The sequence below is a fragment of the Bradyrhizobium aeschynomenes genome, from assembly GCF_013178945.1.
GTDB classification, from domain to species: domain Bacteria; phylum Pseudomonadota; class Alphaproteobacteria; order Rhizobiales; family Xanthobacteraceae; genus Bradyrhizobium; species Bradyrhizobium aeschynomenes.
In genome coordinates this window covers 150,825-167,458 of the sequence record NZ_JABFDM010000011.1, presented here as the reverse complement: position 1 = coordinate 167,458, position 16,634 = coordinate 150,825, and the positions used below count along the sequence as shown (strand labels likewise).

The 16,634-nt window shown below is 65.9% G+C and carries 16 protein-coding genes; 5 read left to right on the top strand and 11 right to left on the bottom strand.

Annotated features, from left to right (window positions below; genetic code table 11):
• Positions 1–163 precede the first annotated feature (163 nt).
• On the top strand, positions 164–2,176 hold the full coding sequence (locus HL666_RS27095) for a putative bifunctional diguanylate cyclase/phosphodiesterase (RefSeq protein WP_172184548.1): 2,013 nt from the start codon (positions 164–166) through the stop codon (positions 2,174–2,176).
• Position 2,177: 1 nt separating this feature from the next.
• Here HL666_RS27095 and HL666_RS27090 read toward each other — a convergent pair whose 3' ends face one another.
• Positions 2,178–2,612 (bottom strand): cupin domain-containing protein, encoded by a 435-nt coding sequence (locus HL666_RS27090; RefSeq protein WP_172114454.1) that lies wholly within the window; start codon positions 2,610–2,612, stop codon positions 2,178–2,180.
• 14 nt (positions 2,613–2,626) lie between these two features.
• Positions 2,627–3,394: a hydroxyacylglutathione hydrolase gene (gene gloB / locus HL666_RS27085; RefSeq protein WP_172184546.1), complete on the bottom strand. Its 768-nt coding sequence runs from the start codon at positions 3,392–3,394 to the stop codon at positions 2,627–2,629.
• Between the two features lie 107 nt (positions 3,395–3,501).
• Between gloB and HL666_RS27080 the strand changes: the two genes are divergently transcribed.
• Complete coding sequence (locus tag HL666_RS27080; RefSeq protein WP_172184544.1) at positions 3,502–4,287, top strand: class I SAM-dependent methyltransferase; 786 nt, start codon at positions 3,502–3,504, stop codon at positions 4,285–4,287.
• Between the two features lie 92 nt (positions 4,288–4,379).
• Here the strand turns inward: HL666_RS27080 and HL666_RS27075 are convergent, their stop codons facing one another.
• The 5 genes from HL666_RS27075 to HL666_RS27055 form a co-directional block, all read right to left on the bottom strand.
• Positions 4,380–5,219, bottom strand: a complete 840-nt coding sequence (locus tag HL666_RS27075) for a DUF4167 domain-containing protein (RefSeq protein ID WP_172131456.1) — start codon at positions 5,217–5,219, stop codon at positions 4,380–4,382.
• Positions 5,220–5,776: 557 nt separating this feature from the next.
• Entirely contained in the window at positions 5,777–6,664 is an 888-nt protein-coding gene (prmC, locus tag HL666_RS27070; RefSeq protein WP_172184542.1) for a peptide chain release factor N(5)-glutamine methyltransferase, read from the bottom strand.
• A 193-nt stretch (positions 6,665–6,857) separates the two neighbouring features.
• A complete protein-coding gene (prfA, locus tag HL666_RS27065) occupies positions 6,858–7,943 on the bottom strand; it encodes a peptide chain release factor 1 (RefSeq protein ID WP_172131454.1) in 1,086 nt (361 codons plus the stop codon).
• 60 nt (positions 7,944–8,003) lie between these two features.
• On the bottom strand, positions 8,004–10,271 hold the full coding sequence (gene ptsP, locus HL666_RS27060) for a phosphoenolpyruvate--protein phosphotransferase (RefSeq protein ID WP_172114460.1): 2,268 nt from the start codon (positions 10,269–10,271) through the stop codon (positions 8,004–8,006).
• Between the two features lie 300 nt (positions 10,272–10,571).
• Positions 10,572–11,828 (bottom strand): aspartate kinase, encoded by a 1,257-nt coding sequence (locus HL666_RS27055; RefSeq protein ID WP_172114461.1) that lies wholly within the window; start codon positions 11,826–11,828, stop codon positions 10,572–10,574.
• A 146-nt stretch (positions 11,829–11,974) separates the two neighbouring features.
• On the opposite strand from HL666_RS27055, the gene HL666_RS27050 reads away from it, so the two are divergent.
• The 3 genes from HL666_RS27050 (at position 11,975) to HL666_RS27040 (ending at position 14,311) form a co-directional block, all read left to right on the top strand.
• Positions 11,975–12,442 (top strand): PH domain-containing protein, encoded by a 468-nt coding sequence (locus HL666_RS27050; protein ID WP_172184540.1) that lies wholly within the window; start codon positions 11,975–11,977, stop codon positions 12,440–12,442.
• A gap of 46 nt (positions 12,443–12,488) precedes the next feature.
• On the top strand, positions 12,489–13,253 hold the full coding sequence (ubiG, locus tag HL666_RS27045) for a bifunctional 2-polyprenyl-6-hydroxyphenol methylase/3-demethylubiquinol 3-O-methyltransferase UbiG (protein ID WP_376698627.1): 765 nt from the start codon (positions 12,489–12,491) through the stop codon (positions 13,251–13,253).
• Positions 13,254–13,411: 158 nt separating this feature from the next.
• Positions 13,412–14,311, top strand: coding sequence for an EamA family transporter (locus tag HL666_RS27040; protein WP_172114464.1), 900 nt, complete (start codon positions 13,412–13,414; stop codon positions 14,309–14,311).
• A gap of 1 nt (position 14,312) precedes the next feature.
• Here the strand turns inward: HL666_RS27040 and HL666_RS27035 are convergent, their stop codons facing one another.
• The 4 genes from HL666_RS27035 to grxC form a co-directional block, all read right to left on the bottom strand.
• Complete coding sequence (locus HL666_RS27035) at positions 14,313–14,750, bottom strand: EamA family transporter (protein WP_172184538.1); 438 nt, start codon at positions 14,748–14,750, stop codon at positions 14,313–14,315.
• Between the two features lie 229 nt (positions 14,751–14,979).
• Positions 14,980–15,462 carry a DUF1178 family protein gene (locus HL666_RS27030; protein WP_172184536.1) on the bottom strand — a complete coding sequence of 161 codons (483 nt, stop codon included), beginning with the start codon at positions 15,460–15,462 and terminating at the stop codon, positions 14,980–14,982.
• Positions 15,459–16,337: a carbon-nitrogen hydrolase family protein gene (locus HL666_RS27025; RefSeq protein WP_172184534.1), complete on the bottom strand. Its 879-nt coding sequence runs from the start codon at positions 16,335–16,337 to the stop codon at positions 15,459–15,461. Before HL666_RS27025 ends, HL666_RS27030 begins: the two co-directional genes overlap by 4 nt.
• Positions 16,334–16,609, bottom strand: coding sequence for a glutaredoxin 3 (gene grxC / locus HL666_RS27020; protein ID WP_172114468.1), 276 nt, complete (start codon positions 16,607–16,609; stop codon positions 16,334–16,336). Before grxC ends, HL666_RS27025 begins: the two co-directional genes overlap by 4 nt.
• Between the last annotated feature and the right edge of the window lie 25 nt (positions 16,610–16,634).

Sequence of the window (16,634 nt, the reverse complement as noted above, 5' to 3'; positions counted from 1 at the left end):
TACGCACGTTATCCTTGATGCGCGCTTAACCCGGGAACCGGCGGCATCGTTTGCTGGTAGCTTGCAACCGGCGATCGTGGCTCGGCGCGGTCTGCACCTAACCCAGCCTTTACCGGTGGTGCGCGACACTTTGCCCGCAATGGTGCTGACAACGGGGCGGCGGATGCCGGACGTGAGACGTTACATGGCCCGCGCGGGGGAGTTGTTTCGCGTTCCCGCCGACAATCCCGAACTGACGCGCGCGCAATTCCAGGCTTTCTCCAAGCAGGTACCGCTGCTTTATTTCATCCTGATCACCAACAGCCTCGCGCTCGCCTACACGTTCCTGCCGTTGGCACCGGCATGGCTGACGGTCTCGGTGCCGGCGCTGCTGTCGACGATCACCGGCGTTCGCATGCTGTGGTGGCTGCGCCAGGGCGAGGTGACGAGCAGCGACGCCGAGGTACTGCACAATCTGCGCGTCACTAACAGGATCGCCGGGCCGATCGGTGCGTTGTTCGTGGTCTGGTCGTTCGCGCTGTTTCCCTATGGCGATCCGTTCGCCAAGGGACAGGTCGCGTTCTACATGGCCGTCACCGTCATCGGCATCATCTTCTGCCTGATGCATCTGCGCTCGGCAGCGCTGATCGTGACGCTGGTGGTGATCGTCCCTTACGTGATCTTCTTCATGTCAACGGGCGTTCATGCGCTGCGGGCGATCGCCGTCAATCAGCTGCTCGTCTCGGGCGCGATGGTGACGGTGCTGTTCATCTATTATCGCGACTTCGCCGCTTTGGTCGCGAGCCGCAAGTCGCTGTTGGCCGAGCAGGCTGCAACCCAGGCGCTCTCGGACGAGAACTTCCGGCTCGCCAATCTGGACTCGTTGACCGACCTTCCCAACCGGCGCCGGTTCTTCTCCGAGCTCACCCATGCCTTCGCCGAGGCCGAGCGCGACGGCACGCGCCTTGCCGTCGGCATCATCGATCTCGACGGCTTCAAGCCGATCAACGACACCTATGGGCACACGGTGGGCGACCGCGTGCTGATGGAGGCTGCGCGCCGGATCAGCGAGGTGTGCAAGAGCCGTGGCTCCCAGGTTCATCTGGCTCGTCTCGGCGGCGACGAGTTCGGTCTCGTGGTGGTCGGCAATCCGACCGACGACGATCTCCTCGCGCTCGGGCGCGAGATCACTGATCTCATCAAGCTGCCTTATCAGTTCGACACGACGCATACCGGTCTGTCCTGCTCGACCGGGTTCGCGCTCTATCCGCGTTCGGCCATGGCGGCGGATGCCCTGTATGAGTGCGCCGACTACGCTCTCTATCACGCCAAGCGCCGGGCCCGCGGTCAGGCCATCATCTTCTCGACGGAGCTGGAGGCGGAGATCCGCAGCCGCAGCGTGATCGAGCACCTGCTGCGCACGGCGGATTTCGAGACCGAGATGGATCTGGCGTTTCAGCCGATCATGGATGCCACGAATGCGCGCACCACCGGCTTCGAGGTCCTGGCGCGCTGGCGCAGCCCCAAGCTCGGACTGGTGTCGCCGTCCAGCTTCATCCCGGCGGCCGAGCGGATCGGTGTCATTCGCGCTCTCACCCGCGTTCTGCTGGTGAAGGCGCTGGCGACGGCACGAACCTGGCCCGACGACATCCGGATGTCGTTCAACCTCTCGGCACATGACATCTGCTCGCCCGAGGGAATCCTGCCACTGATCTCCATCATCCACGCCAGCGGCGTTCCGCCACGGCGCATCGAGTTCGAGATCACGGAGACGGCCGTCACCTTCGATTTTGCCAGGGCCGAGGAGTCGATCGCGGCGTTGAAGGCCATCGGCTGCGGCATCTCGCTGGATGATTTCGGCACCGGCTATTCGTCGCTGAGCCACGTCCATCGGCTGCCGCTCGACAAGCTCAAGGTCGACCGCAGCTTCGTGCGCGACGTCAACGCCAATCCGGTCAGCCACAAGATCATCAAGTCGCTGACCGGCCTGTGCGCCGACATGGAGATTTCCTGCGTCGTCGAGGGTGTGGAGACCAAGGAGCAACTCGACAGCCTCAAGCGCCTGGGCGCCGACTACATCCAGGGCTACTACTTTGCCGAACCGATGCCGGCCGAGGCGATCTATGGCTTCCTCACCAAGGAGCGTCAGCGCTTTGCCGAGCCGGCCGGCGCCAAGATCGCCGGTCTGAGCGCCTGAGTCAGACCGCGGGCTCCCAGCCTGCGGGCGCCAGCTCGAAGCCCTCGAACCTGAATCCCGGCGCAACCGTGCAGCCGACCAGGGTCCAGTCGCCTGTGCTCTCGGCTGCTTGCCAGGCATGGGCGGGGACCACCGCCTGCGGGTGCTGCTCGGCCGCAAGATCGATGCCGAGCGTCGTCGTCTGCGGCGGCTTGCCCTCGCAGGCAATTCGCAGCGCCAGCGGAGCGCCGGCATAGAAGTGCCAGGTCTCCACTGCGTCGACCCTGTGCCAATGCGAGCGCTCGCCGCGCGCGAGCAGGAAATAGATCAAGGTCGAGGCGGCGCGCCCGGATGCGTCAACGGCGGTGTCACGAAAGGTCTCGCGATAATGCCCGCCTTCGGGGTGTGGCAGCAGACCGAGACGGGCGACGATATCGGCTGCGGACAGCGTGGTCATGGCCGTGCTCCGTCTTACGACTTGTTCTTGCGTTCGCGCAGCTCGCCGAACACCTCCTCCGGGCTTGCGCCCTTCATGCGCAGCCGGATCGCGACCGCCGGATCATCGGCGCGCAGAAACACGTTGGCCTGCTTCTCCTCGCCGAGCAGCGTCGGGATGGTTGGCCGATTGGCGGCGCGGAGCCGCGTCACCTCGTCGGCGCGGGCTTTCAGCGCTTCGTTGTCCGGATCGACCGTCAGCGCGAACTTGACGTTGGAGAGGGTGTATTCGTGACCGCAATAGAGCCTGAAATCGTCCGGCAGCGTGCGCAGCTTCAGCAGCGAATCCCACATCATCGGATAGTTGCCTTCGAACACGCGGCCGCAGCCGATCGAGAACAGCGTATCGGCTGCGAACACGGCCTTGTCGGCATCGAACACGTAGGCGACGTGGTCAAGCGTATGGCCCGGGGTCTCCAGCACGCGCGCAAGCAGCTCGCCGATCTTGACCACGTCGCCATGGGCCACGCGCAGATCGGCATTGCCGATCGCCGTCGTCTTGTCGTGGGGGGCCACGACACGGCAACCATATTTCTGCTTCAGCTCGGCGACCCCGCCGACATGGTCGTGATGATGATGCGTGATCAGGATGTCGGTCAGGGTCCAGCCCGCAGCCTCGAGCTGGCGTATGATCGGGCCGGCCTCCGGTGCATCGATCGAGGCGGTGGCGCCGGTCGCGGGGTCGTGGATCAGATAGCCGAAATTGTCGGACAGACAGGTGAAGACGCGGATGTCAGCGGCCATGATGTCTCCGTTCGGCGATACAGGCGGCAGAGATATGGCGTTAACGCTGCAGGCGCAACGCAATATTGGACGCGCGGCAGGCCGCATCCGCATGGTACATTGACGCCATGGACGTGATCGATCTGCGGAATTTCTATTCGGGTCGCCTCGGGATCGTCGCGCGGCTCCTGATCAACCGCGGCATCCGCGCGCGCTGGCCGAGCGCGGCTGGACAGCGCGTGCTGGGCATCGGCTATCCGACGCCCTATCTCGGACTGTTCCGCGAAGACTCGGAACGCTGCATCGCCTTCATGCCGGCGGCGCAGGGGGTGCTGAAATGGCCGACGGCGCGGCCGACCCTGGCCTCACTGGTGGACGAGTTCTCGCTGCCGCTGCCGGATTCGGCGGTCGACCGCATCCTGATCGTTCACGCCCTGGAAATGTCGGACGATCCGGCCGGGTTGCTGCGCGAAATCTGGCGCGTGTTGGCGCCGACCGGGCGCGTGATCATCGTGATTCCGAACCGGCGCGGTGTCTGGACCAGGACCGACAACACCCCGTTCGGCCATGGCCGGCCCTATTCCCGCTCGCAGATCACGCAGCTGCTGCGCCAGACTTGGTTCACGCCGAGCGCCTGGGGCGAGGCGCTGTTCATGCCGCCGGTCGGCGGTTGGTTCCTGAAATCGGCGATGGCCTGGGAGCGGGTCGGCGCGGCGCTGTCGCTGCCGTTCGCGGGCGTCCATATCGTCGAGGCGACCAAGCAGGTTTATCGTGTCATTCCCGCCCGGCGCGAGCGCATCCGGCTGATCCCGCGGCTCGAACCGGTGCTGGCGCCGGCGCCGTCGACCCAAGGATCTAGTCTCGGGTCCAACCTTGGCTCCAATCGCGGCGCCAATTCCGCCTCGGATGATTGATCGCGCGCCGGCCTCGTCGAGGGAAGTAACGGCCGCACAAAAAAGCGGGCGGACAAATCGCCCGCCCGCCTTCTTCAATCTGTCAGCAACGATCATTCGCCGGGATTGAGGTCCTCGCTCGGGGCCGGCGCCGCAGCGGCGGCTTCCGGGCGCGGGCCGTGCGGACGGCGGCGGCGGCGCGGGTAGCGTTCGGCAGCGCCTTCGAAGGCCGCCGGGGCGTTGGCAATTTGCGGCTGGGGACCGGTGATGAAGGACGGCAGGCGATCGACGCCGCTGTCGGCAATCACGGGCTGCGGCTGTGGCTGATACTGGGCAGGCTGCGGGCGTTCGCGATGCTCGCGCTGCTCCTGGGGTTCGCGCTGCTCACGAGGCTCGCGATGCTCCCGCGGCTCCCGGGGTTCTCTCGGCTCCCGATGCTCTCGGGGTTGGCGATGCTCACGTGCTTCGCGGTGCTCACGGGGCTGGGGCTGCTGCTGGTCGCGCTGATAGGGCTGGTTGTCACCGCGCTCGCGCTGGCCGCCTTCACGCATGAAGGGCTGGGGCTGCGGCTGGGCGGGAACGAAGCCGGGCTCCTGGCCGAAATTCGAGAAGCTCTCGCCGTCATCGTCGAGGTCGTCGACGGTCAGGTCCTCGGTCGAGCGCGGCTGCGGCTGGTTCTGCCGGAACTGCTCCTGGGCGGCGGCGATCAGGCGAAAATAGTGCTCGGCATGCTGGTAGTAGTTCTCGGCGGCAACGGGATCGCCCGAGGAGCGGGCGTCGCGGGCAAGCTGGACGTATTTCTCGGCCACATGGGAGGCAGTGCCACGGATCTTGATGTCCGGCCCGTTGGACTCGAACACTCTGGTCAGCGGATTCTGGCCGCGCCGGTTGTTGTTATTATTGTTACCGCTATTCCGGTTGCGCATCCGCTTGTTGTTTTGACCGTTTCTCATGTCCTGCCTTTATTCCAACCCTGCGTTAGGAGCACTGATTGTCAGAGCACTGATTGTCATCGGAATACCGATACCGTTGAAATACCGCCTCGCGGCCCGGCGCCCGCGCACGTTCCAAATGGACGATCTCGCCCGACCGGTTCCGAGATGCCGGTTCCGACCCATGCCTTCGACCCAAGCCGATGTGATCGACAGCCGATTCTCTCGACAAAAGCGCGTTCAACACGCGTTCCCCACCCACCAGCCGTCTCGGCCGGCGAACCACGTCATTCAGCCAGCCCGGGCGATGTGCGCCACGACCGACCCAGTTTGCTTAGCGTAAGACCTCAAGTGCAAAGTCAGGCTTTCGTTCGCTTTGCAGTCGTGGGCTGCGCAGCCATCCGGCTCTCGCGCTCAACAGATCTGCGTTCTGGAACCAATCGCCCGGCGCGGCTCTCTGGCATCCGTCCGCGGCAGTATTCCCTGAATACCACTCAGCGGGCCTGCGCCGATGCTATGGAGGGAACGTAGTCGCTCCCCGGGGATATTCCAAGAGCTTTTTCCATTTGGGCCGGCCTTTAGCGGACCTTTTTTAGGGCCATGACGGCCCTTGAAATGCCGCCCAGATCGGCCCTCACGCCCGCCGAATCGGCCGCCAGCCCGGCCTCCGTCATCAGCGTTGCGACGTCGCCGCTCTGTCCGACGCCGACCTCGACGACCAGGGCGCCGCCGGGTTGAAGCAGGCGTGCGGCCTGCGGGATTAGCGCGCGATAGGCATCGAGTCCGTCGCCGCCGCCATCGAGCGCGCGGCGCGGGTCGTGGGCGCGGACCTCGATGGCGAGATCCTCGATGTCCGTCGAGGGGATGTAAGGCGGGTTCGAGACGATCAGATCGAACGGCGCCTGCAGAGCGGCGGCAAAGGAGCAGGCGACAAAGCCGGCGCGGTCGGCAAGGCCTAGCGCCTGCGCATTGTCGCGGGCGGTCTCGAGCGCGGCGACGCTGATGTCGGTGCCGACGCCATAGGCCCGTGGCAGCTCGGACAACAGCGCCAGCAGGATGGCGCCGGAGCCGGTGCCAAGATCGGCGATGCGCAACGGTCGCTTGAGGTCGCCGCCGGCCGTGAGATGCTCAAGCGCCAGCTCGACGACGGTCTCGGTGTCCGGGCGCGGCACCAGCGTATCGGCTGATAATTGCAGCTCGAGGCCCCAGAACTCTCTGGTCCCGAGGATGCGCGCCACCGGTTCGCCGGCCAGTCGGCGCACGGCCAGCACGTCGAGGCGCTGTGCGTCCTCTTGCGACAGCTGTCGCTGCCCGTGAATCACCAGTCCGGTGAGGTCGAGCTGCATCGCGTGCCCCACCAACAGCCGCGCGTCGAGCTCGGGCGAATCGAGCCCCGCGGCTGCGAGGCGCGCCGCCAACGTGCGACGGGCCGTATCGATGGTTGCCCCGGCGACGATCTCCGTCATCGCGCCGTCTCTCTCCACGGGTCATCCCCGCGAACGCGGGGATCCATACGCCGTGCAGGCGCGGGACGGGCAGTCGGAGTGGCCGTCTGTGCCAGCCACTGCAGCCGGTGGTTATGGGTCCCGGCGTTCGCCGGGACGACACGGAGTGTGTCGCGGCAGCGTCGCATCGCCTCTCGCAATGCGCGGACGCTCATCACGCCGCAGCACCTTGCGCGGCGAGCTGCGCGGCCTGATGCTCGGTCGTCAGCGCGTCGATGAGTTCGCCCAGCGCTTCGCCGGCGATCACCTGCGGCAGCTTGTAGAGCGTCAGATTGATGCGGTGGTCGGTGACGCGTCCCTGCGGGAAATTATAGGTGCGGATGCGCTCGGAGCGGTCGCCGGAGCCGACCTTCTCCTTGCGCTCGGCCGAGCGAGCGGCATTCACCCTCTGCTGCTCGGCATCATAGATGCGTGAGCGCAGGATGTTCATCGCCGAGGCTCGGTTCTTATGCTGCGAGCGGCTGTCCTGCATCATCACCACGATGCCGGTCGGGATGTGGGTGATGCGGATTGCCGATTCCGTCTTGTTGACGTGCTGGCCGCCGGCGCCTTGCGCGCGCATGGTCTCGATGCGCAGATCGTCCTGCTTGATGTCGACGTCCACATCCTCGACCTCCGGCAGCACGGCCACCGTCGCCGCGGAGGTGTGGATGCGGCCCTGCGTCTCGGTGTCGGGCACGCGCTGCACGCGGTGCACGCCGGATTCGAACTTCAGCTTGGCGAAGGCGCCGCGGCCCTGCACCTCGGCGATGATTTCCTTGTAGCCGCCGACGGTGCCTTCGGACGCCGAGATCACCTCGACCTTCCAGCCCTGCAGGGCGGCGAAGCGCTCGTACATCCGGAACAGGTCGCCGGCGAACAGGGAGGCCTCGTCGCCGCCGGTGCCGGCGCGGATTTCCAGCACCACGTTGCGGTCGTCCATCGCATCCTTCGGCAAGAGCGCGACGCGGATCTTCTGCTCGAGCTCGCCGCGGCGCGCGATCAGCTCGTCGCGCTCGGCCTCGGCCATTGCGCGCATCTCGGCATCCGTCTCGGGATCAGCGATCAGCGCCTCGGCGTCGGCGAGTTCTTTGACTCCTGCACGATAAGCCTTCACCGCCTCGATCAGCGGATTGAGCTCGGCGAGCTCGCGGGTGATCTGCACGTAGCGGTCGGAATTGACCTGGCCGAGCAGCTCCGCCTCGAGCGAGGCGTGGTGCGCGAGCAGAACGTCCAGTTTGGCTTCGGGAAGCGACGACATGATGCAATCTGATCTAGGAGCAAACAATACGAAGGGAAGACGCGCGGTGCGACAGGCCCGCTACAGCGCCAGGCCTTCGCTCTCGGCGAATTCGGTCAGCTTCTGCCGCATCGAGAAGCTGCCGGCCGGCGCCGCCAGCCACTCGGCCATCTTGGCCTCGGCCTTGGCGGCGTCGAGCTCGAGGATCATCGCCTTGACCGGGCCGTGCGCGGTCGCCGACAGCGACAGCGAGCGGTAGCCGAGCGCGATCAGCGCCAGCGCGCCGATCGGCTTGGACGCCATCTCGCCGCACAGCGACACCGACCGCTTCGCCGCCTTGGCTTTACGCACGATTTCCTGCAGCGCCCGCAGGATCGGCGTCGACAGCGTGTCGAACCGTTCGGAGACCTTGGCATTGCCGCGGTCGACCGCGAACAGGAACTGGAACAGATCGTTGGATCCGACCGAGATGAAGTCGACCTTGGAAAGCAGCTCGTCGAGCTGATACAGCAGCGCCGGGACCTCGAGCATGGTGCCGACGTCGACGCGCTCCGGCAGCGTGTGGCCGTGCTGGCGCAGGTAAGTCAGCTCGCGCTCGACGATCGCCTTGGCGGTGTCGAACTCGGCGACCTCCGAGATCATCGGGAACATGATGCGGAGCGAGCGCCCGCCGCCGGCGCGCAGCAGCGCGCGGATCTGGCCACGCAGCAGGCCCGGACGATCGAGGCCGAGGCGGATCGCGCGCCAGCCGAGCGCGGGATTCTCCTCGATCACCGTCTCCATGTAGGGCAGGGCCTTGTCGCCGCCGATGTCGAGTGTCCGGAACGTGACGGGCTTATTGCCGGCGGCGTCGAGCACCGTGCGATACAGCGCGAGCTGATCGCTGGAGCGCGGCAGGCTGGCAGAGACCATGAACTGCAGCTCGGTGCGGAACAGGCCGATGCCGGCGCTGCCGGTGTCCTCGATATGCGGCAGGTCGATCACGAGGCCCGCATTGATCATCAGCTCGATCGGCTGGCCGTCCTTGGTCTTGCAGGGCTTGTTGCGCAGCTCGCTGTATTGCGCCTGCCTACGGGCGCGGAAGCGCACCCGCTCGGCATAGGCGGATTCGATCTCCGCCGACGGCCGCACATAGATCGAACCGGACGTGCCGTCGACGATGATGGCATCGCCGGGATCGGCGATGCCGGGCGCGTTCGGCACCTCGCCGACGGCGGGAATGCCGAGCGCCCGCGCCACGATCGCCACGTGCGAGTTCGCGGTGCCTTCCTCCAGCACCAGGCCGCGCAGCCGCTTGCGGTCGTAGTCGAGCAGCGCCGCCGGACCCATCGCGCGCGCGATCAGGATGGCGTTGTCGGGCAGGTGATCGCGGCTCGGCGCATGATCCTGGCCGACCAGCTGGCGCAGCAGGCGGTAGCCGAGATCCTCGAGATCGTGCAGCCGCTCGCGCAGATAAGGATCGGTCGAGCGCAGCATGCGGGCGCGGGTGTCGGACTGCACGCGCTCGACGGCGGCCTCGGCGGTGAGGCCGGTGGCCACCGCTTCATGCAGCTTGTGCGACCAGCCCTGGTCGTTGGCGAACATCCGATAGGCTTCGAGCACCTCGCGATGCTCGCCGCCGTCGGCGACGTCGCCGCGTTCCAGCATGCGGTCGAGATCGGCGCGCAGCTTCACCAAGGCGGCATCGAGCCGCTTGATCTCCTTGGGCAGATCCTCGGCGATGTAGTTGTTGACGACGACGCGCGGCTCGTGGAGCACGACATGGCCGAGCGCGATGCCGTCCGACAGCACCGCGCCGGTCTTGTGGATCGAATGCCGAACCGCGGGCTCGGCGCCGGGCTGCGCCAGCGCGGCGAGCTCGCCGGAGGCGATCATCTCGGCGAGCACCATCGCCGTGGTCTGCAGCGCCTCGACCTCTTCCTCGACATAGGTGCGCTTGGCGCGGTTCTGCACCACCAGCACGCCGAGCGTGTTGCCGGCGCGCAGGATCGGCACGCCGAGGAAGGAATGGTAGATCTCTTCGCCGGTCTCCGGGCGATAGGAGAAGGCCGGATGGTTCTGCGCGTCGCTCAGGTTGAGCGGGGTGGCCTCGCTGGCGACGAGGCCGACCAGGCCTTCATGTGCGCTCAGCACCGTCATGTGGACGGCGTCGCGGTTCAGACCTTCGGTGGCGTAGAGCTCGAGCGTGTTGTCGACGCGCAGCACATAGACCGAGCAGACCTCCGCGACCATGTTGGCCGCGATCAGCACCACGATCTTGTCGAGCCGCTCCTGCGCCGAGACCTGCTCCGCCATGGTCTCGCGAAGCCGTCTGAGCAAGACGCGGGGGCCTCCCGACGTGCTTCGCATGTGGCACAATCCCCCTTCCTGGGACCACTCCGGCGGTCGGCCGGACTGGCGCTAAACTCGCGAAATCGAACAGCTTTCTTGATTCGGCCCTCTACACGCCGAAGCTGCCGGGTCGAATAAGGACAACCATCACTGGAGCACAGTTCGCGGCAGCCATCCTGCGAGGCGTATAGCGAATTAGGGCTTGTTTTGCCAAGCAAAACGCCTGCCACCGGCGGCGGCGTCAACGGCTTTCGCGCACGTCTGCGCGATGTCCCGCTGTTACAGAACGGGACATCGGGCGTGAAGGAGGAGGATTTTCTAGGCCTGGTCCAGCCCGTAGAGCGTATGCAGCGTGCGGACGGCCAGTTCGGTATAGGCGGCGTCGATCAGCACCGAGAACTTGATCTCGGAGGTCGTGATCGCGCGGATGTTGATGTTGCGGGCGGCGAGGGCGGCAAAGCCTTTGGCGGCGACGCCGGCATGGCTGCGCATGCCCGAGCCGATCACCGACACCTTGGCGACGTCGGTTGCGGTATCCAGGCGCTGGTAGCCGATCTTGTCCTTGGCTGCCGTGATGGTCTCGCGGGCCCGGTTATAGTCGGTCGCCGGCACGGTGAACGTCAGGTCGGTGGTCTTGCCGTCCTCGGAGACGTTCTGGACGATCATGTCGACGTTGATGTTGGCGTCCGCCAGCGGTCCGAAGATCGAGGCGGCGATTCCCGGCTTGTCCTCGATCTGGCGCACCGAGATCTGGGCCTCGTCCTTTGAGAAGGCGATGCCGGTCACGACGTGATTTTCCATGATTTGTTCCTCGCTGCAGATCAGCGTCCCCGGCGGCTGGTTGGCGTGCGGGTCGATATCCTCGGGCTTGTCGAATGAGGAGCGGACGAAGATCGGCATGTTGTGGACCATGCCCAGTTCCACCGAGCGGACCTGCAGCACCTTGGCGCCCTGGGACGCCAGCTCCAGCATGTCCTCGAAGGCGATCTTGTCGAGCCGCTTGGCCTTCGGCACCACGCGCGGATCGGTGGTGTAGACGCCGTCGACGTCGGTATAGATGTCGCAGCGGTCGGCCTTGATGGCGGCGGCGATCGCCACCGCCGAGGTGTCCGAGCCACCCCGGCCGAGCGTCGTGATTCGATTCGTGTCCGGATTGATGCCCTGGAAGCCGGCGATGACAGCCACTTCCTTGCGCTCCTGGAAGCGCTGGATCAGTTCGGAGCCGTCGATGCCGACGATGCGGGCCGAGGCGTGGGCGTCGCTGGTGCGAATCGGGATCTGCCAGCCCTGCCAGGAGCGGGCCTGGATGCCCATGCTCTGCAGCACGATCGCCAGCAGGCCCGACGTGACCTGCTCGCCCGAGGCCACCACGGCATCGTATTCGCGCGCGTCGTGCATTGGCGAGGCTTCGGTGCACCAGGCCACCAGCTCGTTGGTCTTGCCGGACATCGCCGAGACCACGACGGCGACCTCATGACCGGCATCGACCTCGCGTTTGACGTGGCGCGCGACGTTGCGGATGCGGTCGATGTTGGCGACGGATGTGCCGCCGAATTTCAGCACGAGGCGACCCATGACGACGCGCTCATTCCCATCAGGAGGATAAGTTGACCGGCTCGCGCGGAAACCGGAGGCGCGCCAGCCGAAACGCGCGTATACATAGCGGCGCGGCTGGGGGCAAGACGGTTCCTTGCGGTGACGGAGTGGGGTAGAGGACTGGTATGGCGCGTTACATCGACGAAATCCTGCAACCCGGCGAGAAGGTGCTGTATTCGACCAATGCGCACTGGATGTTCTACCTTCCGGCGATCGGGGCCTGGATCGTCGTGTTTGGATTGCTCGTCCTCTCCCGCACGACCATGAATGACAATCTCGTCATGCTCTGCCTGGCCACCTCCGCCGTGATCGCCATCGTGGGCCTGTATTGGACGGTCAGGGCCTGGTTCCACCGCCTGACGACCGAGACCGACGTGACCAATCGCCGGGTCGTCCACAAAACCGGTTTCATCCGCCGCCGTACCTTCGAGATGGCGCTCGACAAGGTCGAGAGCGTCGACGTCAACCAGACCATCATGGGACGACTTCTCAATTACGGCGACGTCACCATCTTGGGTGTGGGCGAGGGCAAGGAAGCCATTTCGACCATCGCGGAGCCGGTGGCGTTCCGGAACGCCATCACGGCGCGTTAGCGCCCCGCCGCGTCCAGCTCCGATCATTGAGTAATCACCGATGACAATGCCTCAGGATTCCCGCAGCAGCCCTGTTTCTCCAGGCTCGACCGTCGACCCCGCCGAGATCGCAAAATTCTCGAAACTGTCCGAGACCTGGTGGGACCCCAAGGGCAAGATGGCGCCCCTGCACAAGATCAATCCGCTGCGCCTGACCTACATTCGCGATGCCGCCTGCCGGAAGTTCGAGCGCAACGCCAAGAGCCTCAACTGCCTGTCGGGCCTGCGCATGCTCGACATCGGCTGCGGCGCCGGCCTGCTGTGCGAGCCGTTCACGCGGCTCGGTGCCCAGGTCGTCGGCGTCGATCCTTCGGCGAGCAACATCGCTGCCGCCAAGCTGCATGCCGAGAAGGGGCACCTCTCCATCGACTATCGCTGCACCACCATCGAGGAGATGGACCCGCGCGAACGCTTCGACATCGTTCTGGCGATGGAGGTCGTCGAGCACGTCACCGATGTCGGCGCCTTCCTCGGCCGCTGTGCGGCGGTGCTGAAGCCGGGCGGCCTGATGGTCGTCTCGACCCTCAACCGCAACTGGAAGAGTTTTGCGCTCGCCATCGTCGGCGCCGAATACGTCCTGCGCTGGCTGCCGCGCGGCACGCATGAATGGAGCAAGTTCGTCACCCCGGACGAGCTGACCAAATACCTGCTCGACAATCGCCTGGTCATCACCGAGCAGAGCGGCGTCGTCTACAGCCCCTTCGCCGACCGCTGGAGCCTGTCGACCGACATGGACGTGAACTACATGGTGGTCGCCGAACAGATGGTGTAGCGCGCTTCTGCGCTTCAGCCCGCCTGCCGCCCCACCAACGGTGTCGTCCCTGACGTCCGCTGCAATCCTGACATGCGGCCGAATCTCCGCCTGAACGGTTGACCCGGCGCGCCCCGCTCGCCACGGTGGCCGGCCCTCACAGCCGTTCCGTGCCCCGCATGTTCTCCATCGCCTCGCTCTGGATTCCCTTCACGCTGGTGGCCGCGGCCGGTCAGGTCGCGCGCAATGCGATGCAGCGATCGTTGACAGCGAAGCTCGGCACCTGGGGCGCGACCAACATCCGCTTCCTGTTCGGGTTTCCGTTCTCGCTGGTGTTCCTGACCGCGGTGCTGCTGGCCACCGGTGATCGCCTGCCATGGCCGTCGGCTGCATTCTGGCCGTGGCTGCTGCTCGGCGCGCTCAGCCAGATCATCGCCACCGGCCTGATGCTGCTGGCGATGACCGACCGCTCCTTCGTGGTGACGACCGCCTATCTGAAGACCGAGGCGATCCAGACCGCGATTTTCGGCTTCATCTTCCTCGGCGATCCGCTGTCGGTGCCGAAGGTGATCGCCATCCTGATCGCCACCATCGGCGTCGTCATCACCGCGCTCCGGCCTGGCGGCGACAAGAGCTTTGCCGAGTTGAAGCCGACCGTCACGGGGCTCGTCGCCGCAGCCGCGTTCGCGCTGTCGGCCGTCGGCTTCCGCGGCGCCATCATCACCGTCGACGGCGTGTCCTTCGTCACGGCCGCGTCGACCACGCTGGTCTGGGGCCTGTTCGTGCAGACGGCGATCCTCACCGTCTATTTGCTGGCGCGCGCGCCGGACATCCTGCGCGGAATCCTGTCGCTGTGGCGGCCGTCGATGATGGCGGGCTTCATCGGCGCCTTCGCCTCGCAGTTCTGGTTCCTGGCGTTCGCGCTCACCGCAGCGGCCAACGTCCGCACCCTGGCGCTGGTCGAGGTGCTGTTCGCGCAAGGCGTGTCGTACTACTCGTTCAAGCAGCCGGTGTCGCTCCGCGAGCTCTGCGGCATCGCCCTGATCGTGGCCGGGGTGGCGCTGCTTATTGCGGTGTAGCCTAACCCTTGACGGCGATCAGCACGGCGCCGGCCGCGATCAGCGCAATGCCGATCCAGCCTTGCATGCTCGGCCGCTCGCCGAGAAACACGACGCCGAACAGCGCGACGAGCACGACGCTGAGCTTGTCGATCGGCGCCACCAATGTGGCGGGACCAAGCTTGAGCGCACGGAAGTAGCACAGCCAAGACGCGCGGGTGCCGAGCGCCGACAGCGTCAGGAAGATCCAGCTCCTTGTCGAGATCGGCCCGGGGCTGGTGAGCTGTCCTGTCGCAAACAGGATCAGCGCCAGCGTCACCAGCACGATCGCGGTGCGGATGAGGGTGGCGAGATCGGAGTTCAGCCCCTCGACGCCGACCTTGGCGAAGATCGCCGTCAGGGCGGCGAACAGCGCGGAGAGCAGAGCCCAGAGCTGCCAGGAGGAGGAGAGGGGGGACATCTATGCCGCTCTGACGGATGTATTGCTCAGACGACGGAAGAGGAGAGAGGATGAGCTCTTTCCTCCGTCATTGCGAGCAGCCCGGAGACATAGCTTACACCTGTTCGGGGACATCGTTGACACATTTGGGGTCGCGCAAATCGATCGCTGCGCTCGCAATGACGCAGAATAATCGAGAGTTGCGGTTGGTTCGCCCCGCGAGCGCTGCGGGACTGGCCGGCTCTAACCGTCAATTCCGATCGTCCGGCAACACCGGTATCGGGGCGACCTCGATGCCTTCCTCAATCAGCTCGCGCGCTTCGTCGAGCGAGGCTTCGCCATAGATCGGCCGGTGCTCGGTCTCGCCGTAATGCATCTTGCGGGCCTCGGTCGGGAAGCGCTCGCCGACATCGTCGGCGTTCTTGACGATGTGATCGCGCAGCTCCTTGAGCTTGGCGCGCAACTCGCGCTCCTGCGCCATCATCAGCGCGGTCGATCCCGGCGGAATGACCTCCTGCGCCGGCGCCGGAACCGCCGGCGGCGGCTCCACTGCAACCTCGCGTCCCTTCTTGCTGACGATGCGCGGCGCCATGATCGCCTTCTCGACCTTGGTCGAGCCGCAGGTCGGGCATTCCACCAGCTTGCGCTTCACCTGCGACTCGTAGGCCGAGGAGCTCTGAAACCAGCTTTCGAAGGTGTGATCACGCTCGCAGCGCAGCGCGTAGCGGATCATGCCGAGCCCCGCACCAGATGCAGATAATCGGGGCCCCCCTTTGGATCGGCGATGCCGAAGCGGCGGCCGTGCTGCAGGGAGGGGATGGTCTGCCGCACGCTCTCGACCCGCGACGGATCGATGCGCGCCACGATCACGCCGGGCTCGACGCCGCCCTCGGCGAGAACCTCGCCCCAGGGATCGATGATGAGCGAATGGCCGAAGGTCTCGCGCTTGTTCTCGTGCAGGCCGCATTGCGCGGCGGCGAACACGAAGCAGCCGGTCTCGATGGCGCGGGCGCGCAACAGCGTGTGCCAATGCGCCTCGCCGGTCTTGCGCGTGAACGCCGAGGGCACGCTGATGAACGACGCGCCGCTCTCGGCCAACGCGCGATACAGCGCCGGGAAGCGGACGTCATAGCAGATCGTCAGGCCGAGCCGGCCCCACGGCAGATCCGAGATCACCGCCGTCTCGCCGGGCTGATAGTTCGCCGACTCCCGATAGCTCTCACCGCCCGGCAGGTCGATGTCGAACATGTGGATCTTGTCGTAGCTCGCCAGCACGTTTCCGTCAGGCCCGATCAGGAACGAGCGGTTCACGGCCTTCTCGGCCGAGAAGCGCAGCGCCAGCGACCCGATTTGCAGATGGATGTTCAGCTCCCTGGCCAGGGCGCGGTAGGCCTTGAGCGAGGGATCGTCGTCCTCGCTCTTGAGCTGCTCGAACAGCGCCGTCCGGTTGAGCTGCATCATGTTGCTCACTTCCGGCGTCTGGACGTACTCCGCGCCCTGCGCGACCGCTTCCCGGATCAGCCTGGTGCCCTGCTCGAGGCTCGGCTCGGGCAGCAGCGAGGTGCGCATCTGCACCATGGCGGCGGTAAAGCTGCGGTCGTTGCTCATGATGTCGCCTTGTCTCCGGCCAGCATGGCGTCGAGCCTGCCCTCGCGATCGAGCGCATAGAGATCGTCGCAGCCGCCGATATGGGTCTTGCCGATGAAGATCTGCGGGAAGGTCGAGCCCGGGCCGACGCGGTCGTACATCTGCTGCCGGACGGTCGGATCCTTGCCCGCGTCGTGCTCGGTGAAGGGGACGTTCTTGCGGGTCAGGAGCGATTTGGCGGCCGTGCAGTAGCCGCACCCCGGACGGGTATAGATTTCGATCGCAGCGGTCATGTCGCGCTCAGCTGTTACGGAACGT